At 68.3% G+C, this 22656-nt stretch carries 20 protein-coding genes and 1 pseudogene; 5 read left to right on the top strand and 16 right to left on the bottom strand.

The genetic code is table 11. The annotated features are described in order from the left end of the window. Positions 1-135: 135 nt before the first annotated feature. The 3 genes from ligD (at position 136) to MKK68_RS00745 (ending at position 4355) form a co-directional block, all read left to right on the top strand. Entirely contained in the window at positions 136-900 is a 765-nt protein-coding gene (ligD, locus tag MKK68_RS00735; RefSeq protein ID WP_244027630.1) for a non-homologous end-joining DNA ligase, read from the top strand. 180 nt (positions 901-1080) lie between these two features. Next, positions 1081-1341, top strand: a complete 261-nt coding sequence (locus MKK68_RS00740) for a hypothetical protein (RefSeq protein ID WP_244027610.1) — start codon at positions 1081-1083, stop codon at positions 1339-1341. A 362-nt stretch (positions 1342-1703) separates the two neighbouring features. Continuing rightward, positions 1704-4355, top strand: coding sequence for an EAL domain-containing protein (locus tag MKK68_RS00745; RefSeq protein WP_244027612.1), 2652 nt, complete (start codon positions 1704-1706; stop codon positions 4353-4355). Between the two features lie 460 nt (positions 4356-4815). On the opposite strand, the pseudogene MKK68_RS00750 reads toward MKK68_RS00745, so the two are convergent. From MKK68_RS00750 to MKK68_RS00805, 12 genes and pseudogenes are all read right to left on the bottom strand, one after another. Next, positions 4816-4968 (bottom strand): annotated as a pseudogene (locus MKK68_RS00750) (IS3 family transposase); the annotation flags it as partial. Positions 4969-5020: 52 nt separating this feature from the next. Next, a complete protein-coding gene (locus MKK68_RS00755) occupies positions 5021-6043 on the bottom strand; it encodes a zinc-binding alcohol dehydrogenase family protein (protein WP_147725152.1) in 1023 nt (340 codons plus the stop codon). A gap of 419 nt (positions 6044-6462) precedes the next feature. Then, positions 6463-6795, bottom strand: coding sequence for a Rieske (2Fe-2S) protein (locus MKK68_RS00760; RefSeq protein WP_313899206.1), 333 nt, complete (start codon positions 6793-6795; stop codon positions 6463-6465). After that, positions 6788-7492, bottom strand: a complete 705-nt coding sequence (locus tag MKK68_RS00765; protein WP_244027614.1) for an ABC transporter ATP-binding protein — start codon at positions 7490-7492, stop codon at positions 6788-6790. The genes MKK68_RS00760 and MKK68_RS00765 overlap by 8 nt, the downstream gene beginning before the upstream one ends. After that, positions 7485-8312, bottom strand: coding sequence for an ABC transporter ATP-binding protein (locus MKK68_RS00770; RefSeq protein ID WP_244027616.1), 828 nt, complete (start codon positions 8310-8312; stop codon positions 7485-7487). Before MKK68_RS00770 ends, MKK68_RS00765 begins: the two co-directional genes overlap by 8 nt. Further along, positions 8309-9337, bottom strand: coding sequence for a branched-chain amino acid ABC transporter permease (locus MKK68_RS00775; RefSeq protein WP_244027618.1), 1029 nt, complete (start codon positions 9335-9337; stop codon positions 8309-8311). The genes MKK68_RS00770 and MKK68_RS00775 overlap by 4 nt, the downstream gene beginning before the upstream one ends. Beyond that, positions 9334-10206 carry a branched-chain amino acid ABC transporter permease gene (locus MKK68_RS00780; protein WP_147725164.1) on the bottom strand — a complete coding sequence of 291 codons (873 nt, stop codon included), beginning with the start codon at positions 10204-10206 and terminating at the stop codon, positions 9334-9336. The genes MKK68_RS00775 and MKK68_RS00780 overlap by 4 nt, the downstream gene beginning before the upstream one ends. Before the next feature lie 73 nt (positions 10207-10279). After that, positions 10280-11443, bottom strand: a complete 1164-nt coding sequence (locus MKK68_RS00785; RefSeq protein ID WP_244027620.1) for an ABC transporter substrate-binding protein — start codon at positions 11441-11443, stop codon at positions 10280-10282. Between the two features lie 37 nt (positions 11444-11480). Next, complete coding sequence (locus MKK68_RS00790; RefSeq protein ID WP_244027622.1) at positions 11481-12704, bottom strand: xanthine dehydrogenase family Fe-S subunit; 1224 nt, start codon at positions 12702-12704, stop codon at positions 11481-11483. Further along, the gene (locus MKK68_RS00795; RefSeq protein ID WP_147725169.1) at positions 12701-13567 is read right to left on the bottom strand and encodes an FAD binding domain-containing protein; all 867 of its coding nucleotides are present in this window, start codon (positions 13565-13567) and stop codon (positions 12701-12703) included. Before MKK68_RS00795 ends, MKK68_RS00790 begins: the two co-directional genes overlap by 4 nt. After that, positions 13564-15867, bottom strand: coding sequence for a xanthine dehydrogenase family protein molybdopterin-binding subunit (locus MKK68_RS00800; RefSeq protein ID WP_147840981.1), 2304 nt, complete (start codon positions 15865-15867; stop codon positions 13564-13566). The genes MKK68_RS00795 and MKK68_RS00800 overlap by 4 nt, the downstream gene beginning before the upstream one ends. Positions 15868-15932: 65 nt before the next feature. Beyond that, entirely contained in the window at positions 15933-17207 is a 1275-nt protein-coding gene (locus MKK68_RS00805; protein WP_244027624.1) for an amidohydrolase/deacetylase family metallohydrolase, read from the bottom strand. Positions 17208-17329: 122 nt separating this feature from the next. On the opposite strand from MKK68_RS00805, the gene MKK68_RS00810 reads away from it, so the two are divergent. Then, complete coding sequence (locus MKK68_RS00810) at positions 17330-17851, top strand: MarR family winged helix-turn-helix transcriptional regulator (protein WP_147727621.1); 522 nt, start codon at positions 17330-17332, stop codon at positions 17849-17851. A 38-nt stretch (positions 17852-17889) separates the two neighbouring features. Here MKK68_RS00810 and MKK68_RS00815 read toward each other — a convergent pair whose 3' ends face one another. The 3 genes from MKK68_RS00815 to MKK68_RS00825 all read right to left on the bottom strand — a co-directional run bounded on the left by MKK68_RS00815 (position 17890) and on the right by MKK68_RS00825 (position 20505). Then, complete coding sequence (locus MKK68_RS00815; RefSeq protein WP_244027626.1) at positions 17890-19038, bottom strand: M20 family metallopeptidase; 1149 nt, start codon at positions 19036-19038, stop codon at positions 17890-17892. A gap of 78 nt (positions 19039-19116) precedes the next feature. Next, positions 19117-19419: a class II aldolase/adducin family protein gene (locus tag MKK68_RS00820; RefSeq protein WP_279603949.1), complete on the bottom strand. Its 303-nt coding sequence runs from the start codon at positions 19417-19419 to the stop codon at positions 19117-19119. 105 nt (positions 19420-19524) lie between these two features. Next, a complete protein-coding gene (locus MKK68_RS00825; protein WP_244027632.1) occupies positions 19525-20505 on the bottom strand; it encodes a LysR family transcriptional regulator in 981 nt (326 codons plus the stop codon). 100 nt (positions 20506-20605) lie between these two features. On the opposite strand from MKK68_RS00825, the gene MKK68_RS00830 reads away from it, so the two are divergent. Then, entirely contained in the window at positions 20606-21349 is a 744-nt protein-coding gene (locus MKK68_RS00830) for an SDR family oxidoreductase (RefSeq protein WP_147727619.1), read from the top strand. 453 nt (positions 21350-21802) lie between these two features. Here MKK68_RS00830 and MKK68_RS00835 read toward each other — a convergent pair whose 3' ends face one another. Continuing rightward, positions 21803-22507, bottom strand: coding sequence for an FAD-dependent oxidoreductase (locus MKK68_RS00835; protein WP_244027628.1), 705 nt, complete (start codon positions 22505-22507; stop codon positions 21803-21805). Positions 22508-22656 lie beyond the last annotated feature (149 nt).

Here is a 22656-nt window from a genome sequence, read left to right on the forward strand (position 1 = left end):
CGACGTCTCGTTCTTCCGATACCTCGGCGATCGCCTCGGCATCCCAGACAGCGCAACCGTCCCGCCCCTGCCGGACCTTGTCAGAAACGCCGCAACAGCATGACCGCCCGGTGATCTGCCCCGGTTACCCGAATCCTGCCGCACGTCGTCGACCGGCCGCTATCGCTTCTCCGGTGCCCGGATGGCCTCGGATCCTGCTTCTACCAGAAACACGCCTGGGCCGGTCTCGACGACCGCCATATCCGGTCCGTGGACGGGGAGAACACCGTCGTGATCCGGGATCGGGATGGCCTTCGCGCCCTCGTCCAGTCGAGCGTGCTGGAGATCCATCCATGGGGGGCGACGGTCTCGGACCCGAATCGGCCGGACCGGCTGGTGTTCGACCTGGATCCGGGCGACGGCGTCGCGTGGGACGATCTCGTCGCCGGCGCGCTGGAGGTGCGCGAGCGGATGTCGGCCTCGGGCCTCGCCAGCTTCGTGAAGACCACCGGCGGCAAGGGGCTGCACGTCATCGTGCCGATCGAGCCGAAGGTCGGCTGGGACGAGGCCAAGGCCTTCGCGAAGCGCATCGCATCCGAGATGGCGAAGGACGTCCCCGACAGCTTCGTCGCGACCGTGTCGAGGAAGGCCAGGGAGGGACGGATTTACGTGGACTACCTGCGCAACCAGCAAGGCGCGACCGCCGTCGCGGCCTTCTCCACCCGGGCGCGCCCCGGGGCGCCCGTATCCGTTCCCATCGATTGGAACGAACTTCCGTCGCTCGGCTCCGGGGCGCGCTTCGACGTTACAAGCCTGCTGGGGCGCCTGTCCGCATTACAGCGCGATCCCTGGACCGGGTTCGAATACGCGGCTCGTCCGCTCGAGGTTGCTGAGCGCCAACCCCGTCGACGGACCTCGTAGGCGAAACCTGACGCTTGGTACCCATTCACGAGGGGCGTTTGGGCTGGCGACCAGACTTTGGGCCTTCGTCCCGAAGCGGATGTTCCACCGTCGACCCAAACTCGCCGCCCAAGGCTGCTCGCGCCGGGCCCGAAAGCGGTCATTCGGCCAACTGCCGTCCTTGCAGCAGCGAACCCAGCAATGACCGTTCGCCCGTCCGCGGCCGCGTTCGAACCGGAAAAGAAGTGCCTCGGCCGGGTGCAGTCATTCGATCGCTATCGGCGTTTCGTTCAGGAGGCCTGGGACATCCTGCCGGATCGCGTGACGATGCGTGTGAGCGACATCACGCTCTGGATCAGTGCCGATTTGGTCCAGGAGCCCTACCAGCATGGGCAGATCCAGAGCTTGGACACAGTCAGGAAGCGATCAAGGAGCTGGTGTACCGCAAGCGATATTTCGTGAGCGATGGCGACGTCGACGAGAATGCGGCGGAGGAACGAGCAAGGTGTCTTAGAAGAGACTTATCTTCCTTCTTCCCCTAGCGGATACTGAGACCAGTATCATCCCCTTCACGCCGGGTAAGAAAACATGTGGCTCTCCGACGAAGCCAGCCCCGATCGAAACGACGCCCTGTTCGCTCGACGAAGATCCCGCGAATGTCCCTGAGCGTGAAGGGGTTAAGCCGCCGCTGGCACCTTTCGTTCGCAGGCGGGCTCAAGAGGGCTGTGGCTCGGGGATAGGTCTGTTCTCGGCGTACAATTGTCGGCAGCGATCCAGGCAGGATTAAGGATCGATTAAGCCGCCGTGAGCGAGACATCGCGTAAATGTTGGTTTCAAAAATGGTGGATCGCCCGATCCTGGAGTTCACGCTGATGAACACCCCCTTGTTGCGATCTTCCAATGAGGCCGAGCGCCTTGCCGCCCTGCGTGACCTGAACATCCTTGATACCGCACCGGAGACCCAGTTCGATGCGATCTGCCGTACGGCGCAGGTCTTGTTCGGAATGCCGATTGCCCTGGTCTCGCTCCTCGACGAAGACCGCCAGTGGTTCAAGGCGCGCTGCGGGCTGAGCCACGACGCAACGTCCCGGGACGTCGCATTCTGCAACCATACCATCCAGGCCGACGAGGTCCTCATCGTCGAGGATGCCCGTGACGATGCCCGGTTCAAGTCGAACCCCCTGGTCACGGGGGAGCCGGGCATCCGCTTCTATGCCGGCGCACCGCTGATCCTGAGGTCCGGCATCCGCGTCGGATCACTCTGCATCATCGACACCGAGCCGCGACGCTTCTCGAGCGAGCAGGGCCGCCAGCTCAGCGACCTGGCCGAGGTCGTGACCGCGAACCTGCGCGTCTACCAGGATCGTACCGAGCATCGCCGCGTGGCGGCGACGCTGGCGGATACCGATGATGCGTTGCGCGACGCCCGATCCCGCTACGCCTCACTCGCCGATGCCCTGCCGCAGATGGTGTGGACCGTCTCGCCCGAGGACCGCGTCACCGCCTACCGGAACGCGAGCTTCCGTGCCTACTACGGCGAGGCCGACGGTTCGCGCGGCCGGGCCCACAGCCGCAATCATCCGGGTGACGTCGACCGCATGTCGAGCGCCTGGGAGGCCGCGGTCTCGGGCAAGCAGGCTTTCGAACTCGAAGGTCGCCTCAGGCGGCATGACGGCGACTACCGCTGGCACCGGATCGTCATGATCCCGCTGAAGCGCAGCGGAGAGGTGATCGAGTGGCTCGGTACGGCGCTCGATATCGACCACATCATCGCGGCACAGACCGCGCTGAAGGCGACCGGAGACCTCCTGCGTCTCGCCCAGGAGGCGGCCGAGGCGGGCATCTGGGAGTGGGACATGCGCGACGACGTCGTCCGGCTTTCATCGATGAGCGCCCGCATGCACAACCTTCCGGTACCGGTCGGCCAGGACGCGATGGAGATCCCGCTGGCCGATTGGAAGGTGCAGGTCCATCCCGACGACCTTCCTAAGGTCTGGGACGAGGTAAAGCGCGCCATAGCCGATCGGACCACGTACAGCTGCGAGTTCCGCATTGCCAATCCTGCGGTCCCGGCCGAACCGCGATGGATGCAGTCTTTCGGTCGCATGCTCGACGACGCGGCCGGCGAGCCCGTCCGCTGCGTCGGCCTCCAGATCGACATCACGGATCGAAAAGTCTCCGAGGCGCGCATCGCCCACGTCGCGAGTCACGACAACCTCACCGACCTACCCAATCGGGTGGTCTTCCACGCGACGCTCGAAAGATCCCTCGCGGATCTCGGAAACGGTCAAGCCGCGCTGCTCTGCCTCGACCTCGACCGCTTCAAGACCGTCAACGACACGCTCGGACACCATGCCGGGGACAGGCTCCTACGCGTCGTCGCCGACCGTTTGAGGGACTCCGTCGGGAATGAGGGCGTCATCGCGCGCCTCGGCGGGGACGAGTTCGCGATCATCCTGCCGGGGGTCGGGCTTGAGACCGCGCAGGCGCTCGCACGGACCGTCATCGACGCCATCGGCCAACCGATCCATCTCGGCAGCCAGGTGGTGACCATCGGCGCGAGCATCGGGATCGCGCTCGCACCGGAACATGGACTGGAGGTAGATCTCCTGCATCGCCATGCCGACCTCGCCCTCTACCGGGCCAAGGGGGCCGGACGGAACAGCTCCCAGGTCTACACCAAGGGAATGGACGAAGCCCTGGAGGACAGGAACAAGCTTGAGTTCGACATGCATCTCGCCCATCGCAAGGCGGAGTTTCGGCTGTATTACCAACCCGTCGTCGCACTGACGGACGGGCAGGTCCGTGGCTTCGAGGCCTTGATGCGCTGGCCGCATCCGATCCGCGGGATGGTCTCGCCGGCCGAATTCATCCCGATCGCAGAGGAGACCGGCCTGGTGGTTCCCCTCGGGACCTGGGCTCTGGAAGAGGCCTGTCGCTTCGCCGCGTCGTGGCCGATCCAGGCGCGCATCGCCGTCAACGTCTCGGCGGTCCAGTTCCAGCAGCCCGGCCTTGAAGCGGCCGTTGCGAACGCCCTTGCGGTCTCCGGTCTCGCGGCCAACAGGCTCGAACTGGAGATCACAGAGAGTCTGATGATCCAGGATGGCGACGCGGTCATCGCCTGCCTGCATAGGCTTCGGTCCCTCGGCGTCCGCATCGCCCTGGACGATTTCGGGACGGGGTACTCCAGCCTGAGCTACCTTCGGCGCTTCCCGTTCGACAAGATCAAGATCGACCGGTCGTTCGTACGCGAGATCGACGACCCCGACGCGCAGGCCATCGTCCGCGCCGTGGTCAGCATCGGCGAACGTCTTGGGACCGCGATCACCGCCGAGGGTGTCGAGACTGAGGATCAACTTGCCCTGGTGACCCAAACGGGATGCACGGAGGTTCAGGGTTTCCTGTTCGGCAAGCCGATGACGCCCGAGCAGGCCCTGGCTTTTATGAGAGAGCAAACCCCGCGGAAGGCGGCGTGAAGCAGCCGCCATGCTACAACCGCAAGATCAATGTCTGCTTGAGGACCGGACGCGACTGAAAGCAGCCAGACGTTTCCCACCCCGAACGGTCATTCCGGATCCGACTCGGCCCGGCTGACATACCCGGCTTGCCTCGGCTTCCGATGCAGACGCTCGGACATGCTGGTGCTGTGCTGCGCCAACCGGGACATCACGCGGACTTCCGGCCGGGTTCGCGGGAGCACGTGGCTAGGCGGTGGTTAGGCGTCGGGACTTCGCGTGGCGCCTTGACGGTGATGACGACCTCCTGACAGACGAATTCAACACTATCGGCGCACCGGCGTGTGTTGCGCCGCCCGACCGCTTCGGGCGCCTTCCCACGTGGCAGCCAGCGCGGCGGTACGGCCGCGCTGGCCCGACCCGGCTCAGCGCAGGAGCTGGAGGATGCCCTGGTTGGCGCTGTTGGCCAGCGACAGCGCCGAGATCGCCAGCGACCGGCGCGTCGACAGTCCGTGACCTCCGTTATCTCGATCGACCGGATTGCTTCGGCAACCTTGCGGCCTTGCAACCCCAGGACATCCACCTGACGCAACTTCGCGACGATTTCTCCAGCCGTATGCTGCTTCCGACCCATGATGAATCCCCTACATCGCTCAGGGAGGACCACTTTTCAGGGGCAGGCCAGCTTAATCGTCGAAGCCTTCCAGAACGACTTTGCCCTTCGCGCGACCGCTCTCGATCAGTGCATGAGCCCGCGCGAGGTTGGTGGCATTGAGAGGTCCGAACGACTCATTGAGCGTGCTGTGGAGTTTTCCCGCGTCGATCAGGCGGGAGACCTCGGTGAGGATCTCGTGCTGCCGCTCCATGTCTGCCGTTCCGAACAGCGAGCGGGTGAACATCAGCTCCCAGTGAAGCGACAGGCTCTTTGGCTTGAGCGGCATCACGTCGAGGGTTGCAGGATCGTCGATCAGGCCGAGCCGCCCCTGCGGCGCAAGCAGTTGAATGATCTGAGGCAGATGCGCATCGGTCCCTGTCGTCGCAAACACGAAGCCCGGTACGCTGACCAGACCCAGGGCCGCTACCTCGGCGGCGAGCGGCTTGGAATGGTCGACGATGTGGTGGGCGCCGAGATCCCGGCACCATTGTGCGGTCTCGGGGCGCGACGCGGTAGCGATCACCGTCAGTTCGGTAAGCTGCCGGGCGAGCTGAATCGCGATCGACCCAACGCCACCCGCGCCGCCTATGATCAGGAGCGCAGTCGCGGCGCCGGGCACTGGCTTGGAGACGTCGAGACGGTCGAACAACATCTCCCAGGCGGTCAGCGCTGTGAGCGGCAATGCGGCGGCGGCCGAGAAGCCCAGGGTGTCGGGCTTCCGCCCGACCAGGCGCTCGTCCACGCATTGCAGGGTAGCGTTGCTGCCAGGTCTATCGAGGGCACCGGCATAGAACACCGCGTCGCCGGGCTTGAACAGGCGCGCCTCGGGACCGACGGCCGTGACGATTCCGGCCGCATCCCAGCCGAGAATCTTCGGCGTGCAGGCCTGCTGATAGACCCCCTGCCGCACCTTGGTATCGATCGGGTTCACGGAGACGGCGTGGACGCGCACGAGCAGGTCGCGGCCGGTGGGGACGGGATCGGCGAAGGTCGTGTCCACAAGCGCGCCCGGCGCCGCGATTGGTGAACCTTCGGTGTAGGTGACGGCACGCATGGCTCTCTCCTAACGCTTGGTTCGATGTCGCCCAGGGATGAAGGGCCTTGAAGCCAGCTCATATAGGCCGGGAAACGGATCGGATGAGTGCCGGGTGGGGGCCGCCGCCATTGACGGCGCCGTGGGACCGAACGGCTCAAGCGTCGTTCACGCCAGCATCGGACGACGGCTCGGCATATCGACATTGATCGGCCCCCACGAGGCAGTCGCGACCCACGTCTCCATCATGACGCCGGATCGCTCGCGGGCCCGCCGCCGTGAAGGATGCTTCATTCCAAGCCTGGGCGTCGGCGGGCGTGTCGAAAGCATCGGGCGCAACGACGGCATCTCGCGGAACGCCTGCGCGATTGAAGGCCGAGGATGCCCCGACCGTCCGGCGCGTTTCCATTTCGATGGATTCGCGTCGTTCATTCCATGCTTCAGGTCGGATCGATAGTTATCCAGAATCCATCAAGTGACTGATCTACGCGATAGAGGCGAAGCGCACGGAAAGACCAGCCCGGAGAGACCTTTCCCGACCTGAGGTCGAAGGAGGCCAAGTGCCTCGGACAATGGATCCGGCCCGCCGCGCAGCGCCCGAGCGACAGGTCGGCGCCTTCGTGAGGACAAGCCCGCTCCGCCGCGACGAGCCTTTCGCCGTCCCGCATGAGGATCAGGTGATGCCCCCGCACGAGAATCGGCGTCGGCGCCGGCCCGTCGAAAATGTCGAGAGGACCGAGGTGCAACCGCACGGGCCGCTCCGGCTCAGCCACCGAGGTAGGCGTCGCGAACGTGCGGATCGGCGATCAGGTCGGCGCCCTTGCCCGCGAGCACGATGCGGCCGGTCTCCAACAAGTAGGCGTAGTCGCAGAGTTCCAAGGCCGCGAAGGCGTTCTGCTCGACGAGCAGGACCGTCGTCCCGGCATCGCAGATCGCGCGGATCACCGAGAACATCCGCTCGACGATGTTCGGGGCGAGCCCCAGGGACGGTTCGTCGAACAGGACGAGCTTGGGCCGCGCCATCAGCGCCCGGCCGATCGCCAGCATCTGCTGCTCGCCCCCCGAAAGGGTTCCGGCCGCCTGCGCCCGGCGCTCGGCGAGACGCGGGAACTCGCCGTAGATCCGGGCGAGGTCGGCGGCGATGCCGCCCTTGTCTCGCCGGAGATAGGCACCCATCGCGAGGTTCTCGGCGACGCTCATCTGCGGGAAGACCCGGCGCCCCTCGGGGCAATGCGCGATCCCATGGCCGAGCACGCGGCGCGGGTCGGCTCCGGTAATGTCGCGGCCCTCCAGGCGGATCGAACCCGAGCGGGCGGGGACGAGGCCCGAGACGGCGCGCAACGTCGTCGACTTGCCGGCCCCGTTGGCGCCGACCAGTGCCACGAGCTGCCCAGCCCGGACCTCGATCGTGAGACCTTTCAGCGCCGTCACGTGTCCGTAGCCGCAGACGAGGTCGCGGATCTCAAGCATCGCTCGTCTCCCGTACCGCGGCGGCTCGGTGGGCGGCCTCGCGGGCCGCACTGCCCTGGCCGAGATAGGCTTCGATCACCGCCGGATCGGTGCGGATCGCCGCTGGCGGCCCTTGCGCGATCAGGCGTCCGTGGTTCAGCACGGCGATGCGGTCGGAGACCGCCATGACCATCGGCATGTCGTGTTCCACCAGCAGGATCGTGATGCCGTCGTCGCGGATGCCGCGGATCAGGCGGACGAAGACCTGGGTCTCGGAGGCGTTCATGCCCGAGACCGGCTCGTCGAGGAGCAGCATCGTCGGGTTGCTGGCTAGCGCCAACGCTACGCCGACGAGGCGCTGCTCGCCATAGGCGAGCGCGCCCGCCTTCTCGCCGGCGCGCGCGGCGAGGCCGACCCGATCGAGCAGTTCGAGTGCCCGCCCCCGCGAGGCCCGCTCCGCGGCGCCGTCTCGCCCGAGCAGGGTGTCGAGCAGCCTCGGATGGTCCCCGGACGCCCCACGTCGGTGCAGGCCGATCATCACGTTGTCGAACACGGTGTCGTCGGGAAACACGCTGGTGCGCTGGAACGTGCGCGCAAGCCCAAGCCGGACGATCTCGTGGGGCTGGAGGCCGCCGAGCGGGGTGCCGCGGAAGCGCACCTGCCCGCGGCTCGGCTTCAGGAAGCCGGTCATCACGTTGAAGGCAGTGGTCTTCCCGGCCCCGTTCGGGCCGATCAGGCTGACGATCTCGCCCGGATGGACGTCGAAGTGCAGGTCGGCGATGGCCACGAGGCCGCCGAAGCGCACCCCGACATGGTCGATCGCCAGGAGCGGCGCGCTCATGGGTGCACCTCGGCGGCGAGCGGGGCGGGGGCCGGCCCGGCGCGCCGGCGGACGAGACCGGCCAGTCCCGGCACGATGCCCTTCGGTACCACGAACAGGATCGCGATGAGGACGAGGCCGTAGACCATCCACTGCGCTTCGGGCGCCATCACGGGGCGGAGCGCCACCGGCAGCATCCCGAAGATCACCCCACCAATGATCGGCCCGAGCAGGGTGCCCTTGCCGCCGCCGACCACCATGATCACCATCGTGACGGTGGTGGAGAACTGGAACACGTCCGGGTCGATGATGCGCAGATAGTGCGCGTAGAGGCTGCCGGCGGCGCCCGCCATTCCCGCCGAGATCACCGCGGCGATGGTGAGCGTGCGGGTCGCGTCGATGCCGACCGAGAGCGCGAGCGACTCGTTCTCCTTGAGCCCACGCATCGCCCGGCCGAAACGCGAGCCGACGAGGCGGGCGACGATCAGGTAGCAGAGCGTACCGACCGCGAGGACGAGGTAGTAGTTCTGCAGCTTGGTCTTCAGGGTCCAGGTGCCGAGCCCCGGCAGGCCGAGGGTGAAGGCCGGGATGCCGGTGAGCGCGAGCGGCCCCTGGGTCAGCTCGACCCAGTTCAGCGCTACGAGCCGCACGACTTCGGCGAACGAGATCGTGACGATGACGAAGTAGGCGCCGCGCACCCGGAACGACAGCCGCCCCACGAGCCAGCCGCACGCGCCCGCCGCCAGGATCGCCAGGGGAAAGCCGATCGCTGCCGGCCAGGGCGCGTGCACGACGCGCAGGCCGAAGCCGAGGTCGACGTCGAACCCGAGGCTCGTCAGGGCACTGACGTAGGCGCCGATGCCGAAGAACGCGATGTGCCCGAGGCTGAGCTGCCCGGTGAAGCCGAGCAGCAGGTTCAGGCTCATGGCCGCGATGATTAGGATGCCGGTCGTGATCATCGCGTTGAGGAGATACGGGTTGGTGCCGAGCGCCAGCGGCAGCAGGCCGAGGCCCGCAAGGACGGCGAGGGGGGCGAGCCGGGTCATCCGATGCGCTCCGCCTTGGCGAACAGCCCGGTCGGCTTGAACACCAGCACCGCGATGATGATCAGGAAGCCCATCGCGTCGCGATAGCCCGAGGAGATGTAGCCGGCGCCGAGTTCCTCGGCGAGCGCCAGGATGAAGCCGCCGATCGCGGCGCCGGTGATGTTGCCGAGGCCGCCGAGGATGACGATGGCGAAGGCCTTCAGCTCGGCCATCCCGCCCATCTGCGGAAACACCACGTATACGGGGCCGAGGAGCGCGCCCGCGGCGGCGGCGAGGCTCGACCCTATGGCGAAGGTCGCGGTGTAGATCAGCCGCACGTTGACCCCCATCAGGGCGGCGGTGTCGTGGTCCTGGAAGGCCGCTCGCATGGCGAGCCCGAGCCGGGTGCGGTTGATCAGGACGTAGGTGAGCACGATCAGCGTCAGCGCCGCGCCGAGGACGAACAGGCGGAGCCACGAGACGGAAACCGGCCCGATCTGAAGCGGTGCCTCTGGAAACGGCGTCGGGATCGCCTTGGCGACGCCGCCGAACAGCCAGAGCGTTCCCGATTGCAGCACGATGCCGGCCCCGATCATCACCAGCATCGTCGTGTCGATGTCGGAGCCGCGCAACGGCCGCAGCAGCACGAGCTCGATCGCGGCCCCGAGGACGAGGCCCCCGAGGATCGCCGCCGGCAGCGCCAGGAAGAAGTTCAGTCCGAGCGCGGCCACCGCGAGGTAGGTGAGGTAGGCCCCCACCGTGTAGAGCGCCCCGTGGGTGAAGTTCACGACGTTCATGATCCCGAAGATCAGCGTCAGCCCGATCCCGAGGAGCGCATAGGTGCCCCCGAGGACCAGGGTGTTGAGGAGGTGCTGGTAGAATTCGGCCATCGGGCAATCCCTGTCCGTCGCGGGCGGGCCCGGCCGGGCTCGGTGCCGGCCGGGATCGATCGGGCTGGCGGCGTCAGAGGGTCGGAACCGCGACCTTCCCGTCCCGGATCTCGATCAGGTAGACGTCGGGCTTGCTCTGCCCGCTCTCCTTGCCGGCGGGGCCGGCCTTGATGAAGCGGATCGGGCCGTTGAGCCCGGTGAAGTCGACCGACCAGAACGCCTTGGTGATCGCGGCGGGCTCGGCGGACCCCGCCTTCTCGATCGCCTGCGCGATCGCTCGGATGCCGTCGTACCCGCGAAAACTCTCGGTGACGCCGGCGAACTGGAAGCCGCGCTTGTTCCATTCGCCGATGAAGTAGGCGGTGGCCTGCGGGTTCGGGGTCTTCTCGGGGAACCAGGGCAGGAAGGTCGTCAGGTGCATCGTGCCGTCGGCGGCGCTGCCGGCCTGTGCGATGATCTGGTCCGGGTTCTGCGATCCGCCGGTGGTGATGACCCGCTTCTTGAGGCCGAGCGCGGCCATCTGCTTGAAGATCAGCACCAGCTGGTCGACGGCGCTGGTGATCATGATGGTATCGCTGTCGGAGGCCTTCAGCTTGGACAGCTGGGCACTCATGTCCTGCGCCCCCTGATCCATGGTCTCGACGAGTCCGACGGCGACGCCCTTGCCCTTGAGCATCGTGCCGAAATCGGCCGCGGCCCCACGGCCGAAATCGTTGTTCAGGATAAGGAAGTCGACCTTCTTCAGCCCAAGCTTGGCGACCATCGGCGCAAACGTCTCGGCCTCCAGGGACGAGGGCGGCGAGATGCGAAAGACGTACGGGTTGCCGGACGTGGTGATCTTGCCGGACGAAGAGGTCTCCACCAGCATCGCCGTCTCGTAGTCGGCGAGCTTGGGCATCACGGCCAGCGTCAGGCTGGAGCCCCAAGCGCCCATCAGCACCGGGGTCTTATCGCTGGTGATCAGCTTCTCGGCCACTGCCGCGGCCTCGGTGGGGTTGCTCTTGTTGTCCTCGATCACGAGTTCGATCTTGCGCCCGAGCACGCCGCCCTTGGCGTTGATCTCGTCGGCTGCGATCTTCGCGCCGTTGACCACGTAGGTGCCGGACGCCGCGAACGCTCCGGTGAGCGGCTCGTTGACACCGATGCGGATCGCCTGCGCGTAGGCCGTGCTCGATGCGAGGACCAGCGTTAAGGCCAGGGCGTGTGTCAGGGCGGGCGCGAGGGTCTTGCGGGTCATGTCGATCTCCGGGACGTCATGGGGCGATTGGCGAAGGTCAGGGCCGCGGCCCGCGCCACGCGGCGAACCGCCGGCGCAGCGGATCGAGCAGCAGGCCGAGGATCAGGCGGATCGGATGGAGGTCGGCCGGCGGTGCGGGCGCCGCGCCGGACAGCCGGGCCTCAAGGTTGCGCGCGAAGTCGGCCGTGAGCCGCCCCGCAAGGTCGCGCACGAGCCCGGGGCGGCCAAACTGCGCCAGCGGCCCCTTCAGGGTGTAGCCGACAGCGAGCACCACCCGCGCCGTGCCGGGGGCCTCGCCGGGTTCCACCCGATACCGGATCTCGCCCTCGGTGGCGGAGCGTCCGCCCGCGTCGCTGCCCGCCCCCAGGATCCGGCCGGTGCGGGCGGGCACGTCGCGCCAGATCCGCGCCCGACCCGCGAAGCGCGCTGTGATCGGCCCGATCCGTACTTGAAGCGCGCCCTCCACCGCATCCGGCCGCGGTGTGCCCAACAGTATGGCGCCCGGCAAGCAGGCGGCGACGGCCTCCACATCCCCGAACAGGGCGAACACAGCCTCGGGGGCATGGGCGACTGCGAAGGTCTGCGCGAAGCCATGTGCGGGCTCGAAGTCGTCCGCGACATCGAGGATCGCGGCGGGTGCCGCGACCGATGGGCGGGCGGCGGCGGTCGTCGCTCCTGCGGCGGCGGTCGTCCCGGTCCTGGCGCCGACAGGCCCGAGCGCGCGCACGGCATCCGCCCCGCCATGCGCCGCGGCGGGAATGCCCCTCACCCGGCGCTCGGCGATCACCGCGCGCACGGCCCGGACGATGCCGGCGTAGCCGGTGCAGCGGCAGAGGTTGCCCGAAAGCCCGGCGCGGATGCGCCGCTCGTCGGGCTCGGGCAGGCGGATGACGAGGTCGCGGGCGGCGACCAGCATCCCGGGGGTGCAGTAGCCGCACTGAAGCGCGTGTTCGCGGTTGAACGCGGCGCGCAGTTCGGCGGCGATCGGATCGTCGTCGAGGCCCTCGATGGTGGTGACGACGCTGCCTTCGCAGGCGCCGCCGAGGGTCAGGCAAGCGCGGGCCGGCTCGCCGTCGAGCAGCACCGTGCAGGCGCCGCAAACGCCGTGCTCGCAGCCGAGATGGGTACCGGTGAGGTCGAGGGTGTCGCGCAGTAGATCGGCCAGGTGCGTGCGCGGCTCGGCCTCGGTGCGAACGGCACGGCCGTTCACCGTGAGCGCCAGCGGCATCCGGTCGTCGCGGGCAAGCGCCGCCGTGCTCATGCGGCCTCCGTCAGGCGTAGGGGTGCGGGACGTGCCGCCTGCGCCACGGCGCGGGCGAGCACGGTGACGTGGACGTGGCGGTCGATCGCCTCGGACATACCCGCCTCTCGCAGGGCGTCGTCGGCCGCCCTCGCATCGAAGCGGTCCGAGAAATCCGCGCCGATGCGGCCGCCGAAGAGCGGGCGGGCGTCGGCCAGCAGGAGCGGCGCCCGCTCGATCGCGCCGATCACCACCCGTCCATGTCCGGCTTGTCGGTCGATCAGGACGGCGCCGATGGCGTGGGCGAACTCGCCGATCTTCGAACAGTGCTTGACGTAGCCCCAGGCGGAGCCTTGCGGGATCGCGGGGATCCGCACGGCGACCAGCATCTCGCCGGGCTCCAGAGCCACGTCGAGGGCGCCGCGGACGAAGGCGTCGAGGGCGAGGCGCCTGCGCCCGGACCGCGAGACCAGCTCGACCTCGGCCCGAAGCGCGATCAGCGCCGTGACCCAGTCGGCGGCGGGGTCGGCGTGGACGAGGCTGCCGCCGACGGTGCCGCGGTTGCGCACGGGACGATAGGCGATGGCAGAGGCGACGCGCGCCATGGCGCCGCCGGTCACGTCCGGCACCCGTCCGTCCTCGATGTCGGCGTGCGTGACGCACGCGCCAAGCACCAGGGTCGTGCCGTCGAGGTTCGCCCGCCGCAACTCGGGAACACCGGTCACGTCGAAGACCCGGTCGGGCTCGACGAGCCGCAGGTTCAGCATCGGCCCGAGAGACTGGCCGCCGGCGATCAGCTTGACCGAGCCGTCGGCCTCGGCGAGCCGCTCGAGGAGCGCAGCGAGGTCTGCGGGACGTTCGTAGGCGAAGCGGGCGGCCTTCATGCGGCGGCCCTTGCGCCGACGGCCGTCCGATGGCGGGCGGCGAGCACGGCTTCGACGATGCGGCGCTGGCTCATCGGCGACCGCAGCATCTCGACGCCCAGCGGCCCGAGCGCATCGTTGATCGCGTTGGCGAGGGCCGCAGGCGGCGCGATGGCGCCGCCCTCGCCGATGCCTTTCACGCCGAACTGCGTGTAGGGGGAGGGCGTCTCCATGTGGTCGATCCGGGGATCGGGCACCTCGGCGGCGCCGGGCAGGAGATAGTCCGCGAAGGTCGAGGCGAGGGGCTGACCGCGGTCGTCGAAGGCCATCTCCTCGTAGAGCGCTGTGCCGATGCCTTGCGCGAGCCCGCCGCAGATCTGGCCGTCGACCACCAGCGGGTTCACCAGCACGCCGCCATCCTCGACGATGACATAGTCCAAGATCTCGACCGCGCCGAGGTCTGGATCGACGGCGACCACCACCGCGTGCGCGGCGTAGGAGAAGGTGCCGGAATCGCGCTGTGGCTTGTAGCCGGCGGTAACCTCGAGGCCGCCCGGGTTCACGTCGGGCGCGAGATCCTGCGGCCGCCGGTACCAGGTGCGGGCGATCTCTTCGAGCGACACGTCGCCCGTCGGGCCGATCACCCGTCCGGCCGCGAACCTACAATTCACAGGCTCGGTCTGGAGCAGGTGCGCGCCGATGGCGAGCGCCCGGTCGGCCAGTTCCCGGCAGGCGGTGGCCACCGCGCCGCCAGCCATCACCATCACCCGCGAACCCCAGGAGCCGGTGGAATAGGGCGTCATTGCGGTGTCGCCGTGGACGAGACGGGTTCTCGCGACGGGCACGCCCAGGATCTCGTGGGCGACCTGGGCGAGCGTCGTCTCGAGGCCCTGGCCGTGGGAATGGGCGCCGATGCGCAGTTCGAGGCCCCCGTCCGGGGTCAGTCGGGCGCCGGCTTGCTCGTGGCCCGGCACCATCGGAATGCCCCAGCCCGAATAGACCGAGGTGCCGTGCGCCGCCTGCTCGCAGTAGATCGACAGGCCGAGGCCGACCCGGCGCCCGTCCGCCTCGCCCGCGGCCTGCCGGGCGCGCAGGGCCGGCAGATCGACGGCGTCGAGCGCGCGGGCGAGCGCCTTCGGATAGTCGCCGCTGTCGAAGTGCTTGTTCGTGATGTTGTCGAAAGGCATCTGCTCGTGCCGCACGAGGTTCTTCGCGCGCACCACCCACGGCTCGATGCCGGCTTCGCGGGCCACCGCGTCAAGGACGAGTTCCAGCGCGAAGCAGACGCCGGTACGCGCCACCCCGCGATAGGGCAGGATCGGGCACTTGTTCGTCGCCACCGACCACGTGCGGCAGCGGTAGCTCGGGAAGTCGTAGGGGCCGGGCAGGATGCTCGCGACCTGCGCCGCCTCCAGGCAGGCCGAGAACGGATAGGCGGAGTACGCTCCGGAATCGACGGTGGCCTCGCAGTCGATGCCGCGAAGCGTTCCGTCGCGGTCGGCATAGGCGGTGATGCGGTAATGGTGCTCGCGGCAATTGGCGTTGGCGGTGAGGTGCTCGCGCCGGTCCTCTAGCCAGCGCACAGGATGGCCGCAGCGCAAGGCGAGCCATGCGAGGCAGATCTCCTCCGCGAGCAGAATGCCCTTGTAGCCGAAGCCGCCGCCGACATCGGGCGCGACGATGCGGATGCGGCCCTGCTCGATCCCGAGGCACTCGCTGAGGCCGTTGCGCACGATGTGCGGCATCTGGCTGGCGGAGTGGACCACAAGCTGGTCCATGCGATGATCGAGATGCACCACCGCGCCGCGCCCCTCGAGCGGAGCCATGCACTGGCGGGCGGTGGAGATCGTGCGCGAGACCTGGATCGGCGCATCGAGCGCAGCGGCGAAGTTCACGTCGACCTGCGTCTCCAGGAAGACGTTGTCGCCCCAGTGCTCGTGGACGAGCGCCGAAGCCGGTTCGCGGGCGGCGAGCATGTCATGGACGGCCGGAAGCTCCTCCAGGTCGAGGACGACCGAGGCGGCGATGTCCTCGGCCTCGGCCCGCGTCGGCGCGACGCAGAACGCCAGCAGCTCGCCGACTTGCCGCACCTTGCCCGTGGCCAGCACCGGCTGCTCCGAGACCTTGAAGCCCGGCAGCCCCGAGACCGCGCGGATCGGCTGCACGCCGTCGAGATCGGCCGCGGTGAACACCCGGTCGCGATAGCCCTCCGGCACGTGGATCGCCCGGATGCGGGCATGCGCCAGGGGGCTTCGTACGAAGGCCACGTCCTGCATCTTCGGCATGCGGATGTCGCCTACATACTGGCCGCGCCCGCGCATCAGGCGGTCGTCTTCCTTGCGCGGCAGGCGGGCGCCGACGCCCTCACCGAGGATCGGGCGCGCCGTCACGCCGCGATCGCCTGCGGCAGGATCGGTGAATCCGCGTCGAAGCGCTTGCCCGCGCGCAGGCAGAAGGCCGGCTGGAGCAAGCGCTGTGCGATGACCTGCGTGTCCTCGTTGTCGCGCAGGAGAAAGCGGCCGCGATGGTCGTGGAGCACCGACACGTCGGCGGAGAATCCCGGTGTCAGCGCGCCGATCCGGTCGGACAGGCCCAGCATCTCCGCCGGGTGCGAGGTCACCATCGGCACGACCTGCTCCAGGGAGAGGCCGAGCGCCATCATCGAGCTCATCGCTTGGGTCAGGCTGAAGCGCGCCTGACCGAGGAAGGGATGGTTCTCGTCGTCGTGGTGCTCGTCGGGGGTGCCGGCGGGCTTCGGCACCTCGGTGTTGTAGCCGTGCATGTCGGCACCGAGGGTGTAGGGCATCACGCCCGCCGGCAGGGAGGCGCGGGCGACCCGGTAGGAGAAGTGGCTGCCATGGCCGACGTCGACCCGCAGGCCCGCATCCATTGCCGCGCGGATGATTGGGTGGACGACGCCGTCCTCGTTGATGAAGCCGCCCGGATGCCGGGTGAAGGGGTGGGCGAGAAAGTCGCCGGGGCGCAGCAGCGGGATCACCCGCTCCATGATGGTATTGGCATCCTCGCCATTGGCACCGCTCTCGGGCAGGCCCCAGAGCTGACCGAAATGCACGTAGAGCGGCAGGTCGGAGCGGCGGCTGATCTCGGCGGCCATCTCCATGACCTTGATGCCCCAGCGGGCGAACCCCCCGATCTCGGCATGGCCCTTGATGCCGCGCACGAGGTCGCGGTTCTCGGTGGCCGACTTGACCGTCGCCTCGATGTCGACGCCGTCGGGGCTGTAGAGGTTCGGGTAGAAGTGCCCTTCGAGGCCGCCCACGAGGTAGGCGGAGAGGAAGGCGTAGACCCGCGTCTCGGCTTTCTCCGCGACGAAGTGGCGGAAGCCCGGCAGTGTCATGCAGGAGGGGCCGCCCTGATCGATCACCGTGGTCACGCCGGAGCGCACGCCGACCATGTCGGGCGGCAAACCGAAGCGGCCGGTGACGTACTGGTAGACGTGGCCGTGGGTGTCGATCATGCCCGGCAGCACCAACTTGCCGGAGACGTCGATCACCTCGGTCGCTGCCGACGGGACGACGGACTCGGCGACCGCCGCGATGCGCCCGTCTCGGATCGCCACGTCTCGGATGCCGTCGATGCCGGAGACCGGGCAGATCACGCGTCCGCCGCGCAGGAGCAGATCGAAACGGGGATCGTCCATGGGACTGCCTCATCGTCGGAGCGCCGGTCAGGCCGACGCTCTGGTGTATCGAAAAGCGAAGTGTGCTTCGTAATTGTCGGTATGCAGTCCGCGTGCCAGACTGGTTCGGAGGATGGATTGCGATGGACGACAGGATTGCCGACGACAGGGCCGGCGACCGCGAGGAGACAGATGCCGCGGCGGCCGCCGCACGCACCTGGCCGCTGACCGAGCGCCCCGGCTTCCTCGCGCGGCGCCTCCACCAGATCCACGTAAGCCTGTTTTCCGAGCGCTGCGCTGCGTTTCGGATCACACCGCTGCAATACAGCCTGCTGTCGCTTCTGCGGGACCTCGAGGAGGCCGACCAGACGACGCTGGCCAACGCCGTTGCGCTTGACCGCACGACCACGACGGGCGCGTTGAAGCGGCTCGCCACCCGCGGGCTGGTCAGCCGGTCGACCTCCTTGGCGGATCGCCGGGCGCAGGTCTGTCGCATCACCGCGGAGGGCAAAGCGCTCCACGCGGCGATGGAGCACGCCGCCCACGAGGCCCATGCCCTGACGATCTCGGCGCTCGCCCCTAAGGATCAGGACCTTCTGGTCGGACTCCTGAGGCGCGCCGTGGCGGGCCACGATCATCGGCGAGGCCACCTCGATCTTGGGTAGTCCAGGCCGGCCGATCGCCGGCCCGACAGGCGCGGCCGCTAGGCTCCCATGATCGTCACGGCCAGCGCGCGGGCACGCGGGACGAGGCTCTCCATTTCCCGGTACTCCTCCGGGGAATGGGCCCGGCCGCCGACGGGGCCGACCGCACGGAGAGTCGGGCAGCCGACGCTGGCGGTGAATCCGGAATCGGCGCAGCCGCCCGTGAACGCGCCCGAGACCGTCGCGCCGTAGCGCACGCTCGCTCCGGCATAGGCCTCGAACAGGGCGCGCGAGGCCGCATCCTGCAGCGGCAGGAATTCCCCCCGGATCGTCAAAGCGGCCGAGGTGCCGGGAAGCATGGCCTCGGTTACGATCGCCGCGATGCGTGCCATGGCTGCTTCGCGATCCTCCGGGCGGACGTAGCGCAGGTCGATCTCGCAGGTGGCGAGCGGCGCGACCGTGTTGACCGACTGGCCGCCCGAGACGAGTCCGACGTTCACGGTGGTGCCGCGTTCGAGGTCGGTGATCGCATGCAGCGCGATCGTCTTGTGGGCGAGTTCGCCGATGGCGCTGGTCCCGCCCGCGGGGTCGGCGCCGGAATGGACAGCCTTGCCATGCACCGTCGACGCCATGAACACGCCGCCCTTGCGGCCCGTCACCACATCGCCCGACGGACGCCCCGGCTCCGAATTCAGCACCGCGCGCGCGCCGCTCGTCGTCTCCTCGATGATCGGGCGGCAGGCCGGCGACGCGGTCTCCTCGTCGCTGGTGAACAGGCCGACGAGCGGAGACGGTGCCCCGCCCACCCGTTGGAAGGCGGCGAGGCGGAAGGCGTTCATCACGAGCCAGGCCTTCATGTCGGCGACGCCCGGGCCGTAGGCGCGACCATTCGAGACCCGGAACGGCCGCCGCGCGGCCTCGCCGGTCGGGAACACCGTGTCGCGGTGCCCCATCAGCACCACCGGCCGATTGGCGCCTCCGCGCCCGGCCACGTGGGCCTTCAGCGCATCGCCGTATCCTGCGATCGGGATCGTGGCGACGGACACACCATGCTCGGCGAGAAACCCGCCGATCCGGGCACCGACGGCATCGGCGCCGGCCTCCTCGTAGGAATTGGGATCGATGTTCACGAGAACCGCGAGCAGGGCCAGCATCGCGGCCTCCCGTGCTTCGAGCCAGCGGACCGCGTCGGCGCCTCTGTCGGACATCGCAACTCCCATCGGGCTGCCCCGGCGCTTGGGACGGATGGATCCGCCGCCGGCCGTGCCTTCGTTCCTTCCGCCGCGTCAGTCCCGGTACGCCGGCTCCTCCCGATCCAGGATTCTCCGGATCGCGGACAGGGGCAGGCGGGCGGATTCGGGATCGCCGGCGCGCATCTGGCGGGCCGTGGCTTCGGCGATCGCGGGATCCACGGGGATGACCTGGCGCCCGGTCGAGAGCGCCAGGGTCTGCACCTCGGCAGCCCGCTCGAGATCGTAGAGGTCGTCCCAGGCTTCCGCGATGGTCGGCCCCAGGACCATCACCCCGTGATGCTTCATGAAGAGGCAACCGAACCTTGATCTTGCTTCCGGAAGAAGACGTTCCGTCAGCGACTCGAGCCGGTCGCTTCGCGTCCGGCGAAGGCTCCCCGCAAGTGGATCGCTATCGAGCGCGATGGCCTTGCCGTCAGCCTTCGAGCTCGGTCGCCATCGAGCTTAGACGGGCTTACCAACACGATCCTGGGACATGCGGCCCACATGAGCCGCCACTGTCACGTCCCAGGGCGCCGGGGTTCGAAAGATTTCGCCGAGCAAGGTCAGGAACGCCTTCACGTTCGGATTCCCCCGGCGGCTCTCCGGCCACAGGGCGATCATTGCATGGCGGTCCACGGAATACTCATGCAAGATCGGGATGAGTTCGCCGCGTTCGACCAAGGGAGCCGCCAGATAGGTCGGCGAGATGCCGATGCCGCCACCCGCGACGAGAGCGGATGCAACGGCGTCGCTGTTGTCGGTGACGATGCCGGCGTTGGGTACGATCTCCAGGATGCGATCCCCGGCTCGAAAAGGCCAGCGTAGCGCTTGGCCAGTGCTCTGGAAGCGAAAGTTCACGCAGTCGTGGTCCACGAGTTCGTCCGGATGCCGTGGGGTTCCGCGCCGGACCAAATAGGCCGGGGATGCGAATGCGCAGACACGGTGTGGCGCCAGCGTTCGAGCGATCAGTCGGCTGTCTCCGAGATCCCCGACGCGGATGGCGACGTCGATGCCGTCCGCGATCAGGTCGGCAAAGCCATCGCCGAGGCGCAGGTCCACCATCAGCTTCGGGTAGCGCTGACGGAAACGGGGCAGTGTCGGAGCAATCAGGTGCAGGCCTACCGGCAACGGCGCCGTGACTTTCAGGGTCCCGGCCGGTTCCGAGCGGGCCGCCACCGCCATCTGCTCGATCTCCTCGGCATCGCGTAGCAGGCGAAGCGCTCGCTCGTGCAGGTCGCGTCCTTCCGAAGTGAGCGTGAGCGACCGGGTGGTTCGGTGGAAGAGGCGCAGACCAAGATGCTGCTCTAGGCGCTGGACGCTTTTGCTCACCGCGGAGGGCGAGATCGAGAGCGCGCGCGCTGCCGCGGTATAGCTCCCCAGCGAGCCGGCACGAGCGAATGCGATGAGGCCGGTGAGCCGGTCGAGCCCCATTTGTGCCGTCATGGCGTAACTGAACCGCCACGCGGCAGAATTATCAAGCCCAAAGCGAAGATCTAGGTTTTGGTCCCCGGCGATCGACGCCCCGAGCACGAGGATCAGGACCATGAACGACATCAGCTCGCTTGCGGCTTCCACCCTTCAAGATCGCACCGTCGTCATCTTCGGTGGCACCTCCGGCATCGGTTTGGCCTCCGCGATCCAGGCCAAGGCCGCGGGCGCCAAGGTCATCGTCGTCGGGTTCAACCCTGAGGGCGCGGAGCGGGTCGCGACGGAGAACGGCTTCAATGGCTGGCGTGCGGCCGACGTGACCAAGCCCGAGACCATCGCACAGGCCCTCGCGGACATCCCGCACGTGGACCACCTCGTCCTCCTCGCCGGCACCTTCGTCGCCGGCAAGGTCCTGGATGCCGAGGTCGAGTACCTGAAGCGCGCCTTCGACGAGCGGATCTGGGCGGCCGTCCATACCCTACGGACGCTCGGTGAACGCCTCGCTTCCGATGGCTCCGTGACCTTCATCTCGGGAGCGCTGGCGGATCGCCCGAGCGCCCAGGGAACGGCAGTGCTCGCCGCCGCCTCGGCCGCGATGGAGGCTTTTGCCCGGGGTCTGGCGCTGGAACTCGCGCCGATACGCGTGAATACGCTCTCACCCGGCACCACGGACACGCCGCTTCTCTCCCGTACGCTGGGCACGCATCGCGACGCCTACGTCGCCGCCCTCACCGAGAAGCTCCCCCAGCGTCGTCTCGGCACGGCGGAGGAGGCTGGTGCAGCGGTCGTCTTCCTCATGAGCAACGGCTTCATGAACGGCGAGACCCTCCACATCGACGGCGGCGCACGGCTGGTCTGACCGCCCGGCCAAACCTCGCCGAAGTCTACCTGCCGAAAGTCGTTGCCCGAACGAAGGTCCGCTTCATGGCTTGGGTTCCCCGAAGCGGATCAACCCCCAATCCTTTCGACCTGGACGTAGGTCATCCTCCACCAAGCTACCGAGAAGCGGACCTCCCCAGGGTCCGGAAGGGTCGAGAGCGGAACGTCCGAGGCGGCTAGGTTTCCGCAAGTCTACTCTTGGAACGCAGACCCGAGAAACTGGACGTGAGCGCGGAATGCGACGCATGTCGGCTATTCGCCCATTCCGATCGGTCGTGAACGCCGGAGGGCATCCGACCGCCGATGCCCTGGGGGCGCGGCGGTCCGCGCGGCACGAAAGAACGGAGGGCCGGCGCCACGCCGACCCGGCGGCTTGATCCCTGAACCTAGCGCCTGACCTTGCCGCGGTTCGCGATCGGTTGCCGGACAGCCGCTAGGCAGCCTCGCGCGCAAGGGTGGGCAGGTCCGCCCCGGCCTCGATCTCGGCCGCCGAGGGAAGACTTCCGAGGCCGAGCAAGTGCAGGAAGGCGGTGAAGGCACTGTTGCGGCGGATGCTGCAGGCGGCGGTCACTCTGTCGCCGGTGACGTAATAGGCGATGAAGTCGAGGGCGGAGGGGTCGCCCTGAACGATGATCCGGTCGAAACCTTTGGCGTATCCACCGTAATCGAGCCGCTTGTCGCCCTGGTTGCTCCAGAAGAATGGAGCACCTGCGAACACGCCGCTTCGGTCCAGGATGGCATGGGCCACATGGGTGCCGTGCTGCTGCGCGAGACGCCAATGCTCGATCCGTGCGGTCTCGCCGCTCGCCCTCTCCGGGAAAGCGGAGATATCGCCTGCGATCCAGACGCCGTCCGCGAGCTTGAGGTCCCCGCCGACCTCGAGACCGCCGCCCTCGCCGGGGTCGACGTCCGCGATCAGGCTGCTTTCCGGATCTGCACCTGCGCCGACGAGAACGATGTCGGCCGGGAGGCGCCGTCCGTCCTTCGTCTCGACAGCTTCGACACGACTGATGCCAGTGATCCTGACGACGGAGCCGGTCTCGAACGTGACGCCGTTGTCGGCATGGTACTGCTTCAGCGCTGCGCCCACCGCCTCGCCGAAGCGCTTGGCGAAGGGCACCTCCTCGCGCGCCAGCACGGTTACGGACAGCCGGCGGCGACGATACTGACGATGCCCCATTTGCGCCGAGCTACGCCTTCCGAACGCGCCGCATGAGCGGCGATGGCGGATGAGGCGTAGATGCCGACGCTGCATACGACTGCGGCCAACAGCAACAGCTGCTCGTC

The organism is Methylobacterium sp. E-016 (assembly GCF_022829745.1).
GTDB lineage: Bacteria > Pseudomonadota > Alphaproteobacteria > Rhizobiales > Beijerinckiaceae > Methylobacterium.

Excerpts from the sequence above, each read along its gene's own strand:
- MKK68_RS00815 (WP_244027626.1), bottom strand. The coding sequence starts at position 19,038 with ATGTCCGACAGAGGCGCCGACGCGGTCCGCTGGCTCGAAGCACGGGAG.
- MKK68_RS00785 (WP_244027620.1), bottom strand. The coding sequence starts at position 11,443 with ATGACCCGCAAGACCCTCGCGCCCGCCCTGACACACGCCCTGGCCTTA.
- MKK68_RS00765 (WP_244027614.1), bottom strand. The coding sequence starts at position 7,492 with ATGCTTGAGATCCGCGACCTCGTCTGCGGCTACGGACACGTGACGGCG.
- MKK68_RS00805 (WP_244027624.1), bottom strand. The coding sequence starts at position 17,207 with ATGGACGATCCCCGTTTCGATCTGCTCCTGCGCGGCGGACGCGTGATC.
- MKK68_RS00745 (WP_244027612.1), top strand. The coding sequence starts at position 1,704 with ATGTTGGTTTCAAAAATGGTGGATCGCCCGATCCTGGAGTTCACGCTG.
- MKK68_RS00800 (WP_147840981.1), bottom strand. The coding sequence starts at position 15,867 with ATGCGCGGGCGCGGCCAGTATGTAGGCGACATCCGCATGCCGAAGATG.
- MKK68_RS00755 (WP_147725152.1), bottom strand. The coding sequence starts at position 6,043 with ATGCGTGCCGTCACCTACACCGAAGGTTCACCAATCGCGGCGCCGGGC.
- MKK68_RS00825 (WP_244027632.1), bottom strand. The coding sequence starts at position 20,505 with ATGACGGCACAAATGGGGCTCGACCGGCTCACCGGCCTCATCGCATTC.
- MKK68_RS00780 (WP_147725164.1), bottom strand. The coding sequence starts at position 10,206 with ATGGCCGAATTCTACCAGCACCTCCTCAACACCCTGGTCCTCGGGGGC.
- MKK68_RS00830 (WP_147727619.1), top strand. The coding sequence starts at position 20,606 with ATGAACGACATCAGCTCGCTTGCGGCTTCCACCCTTCAAGATCGCACC.
- MKK68_RS00775 (WP_244027618.1), bottom strand. The coding sequence starts at position 9,337 with ATGACCCGGCTCGCCCCCCTCGCCGTCCTTGCGGGCCTCGGCCTGCTG.
- MKK68_RS00795 (WP_147725169.1), bottom strand. The coding sequence starts at position 13,567 with ATGAAGGCCGCCCGCTTCGCCTACGAACGTCCCGCAGACCTCGCTGCG.
- MKK68_RS00790 (WP_244027622.1), bottom strand. The coding sequence starts at position 12,704 with ATGAGCACGGCGGCGCTTGCCCGCGACGACCGGATGCCGCTGGCGCTC.
- MKK68_RS00770 (WP_244027616.1), bottom strand. The coding sequence starts at position 8,312 with ATGAGCGCGCCGCTCCTGGCGATCGACCATGTCGGGGTGCGCTTCGGC.
- MKK68_RS00740 (WP_244027610.1), top strand. The coding sequence starts at position 1,081 with ATGACCGTTCGCCCGTCCGCGGCCGCGTTCGAACCGGAAAAGAAGTGC.
- MKK68_RS00810 (WP_147727621.1), top strand. The coding sequence starts at position 17,330 with ATGGACGACAGGATTGCCGACGACAGGGCCGGCGACCGCGAGGAGACA.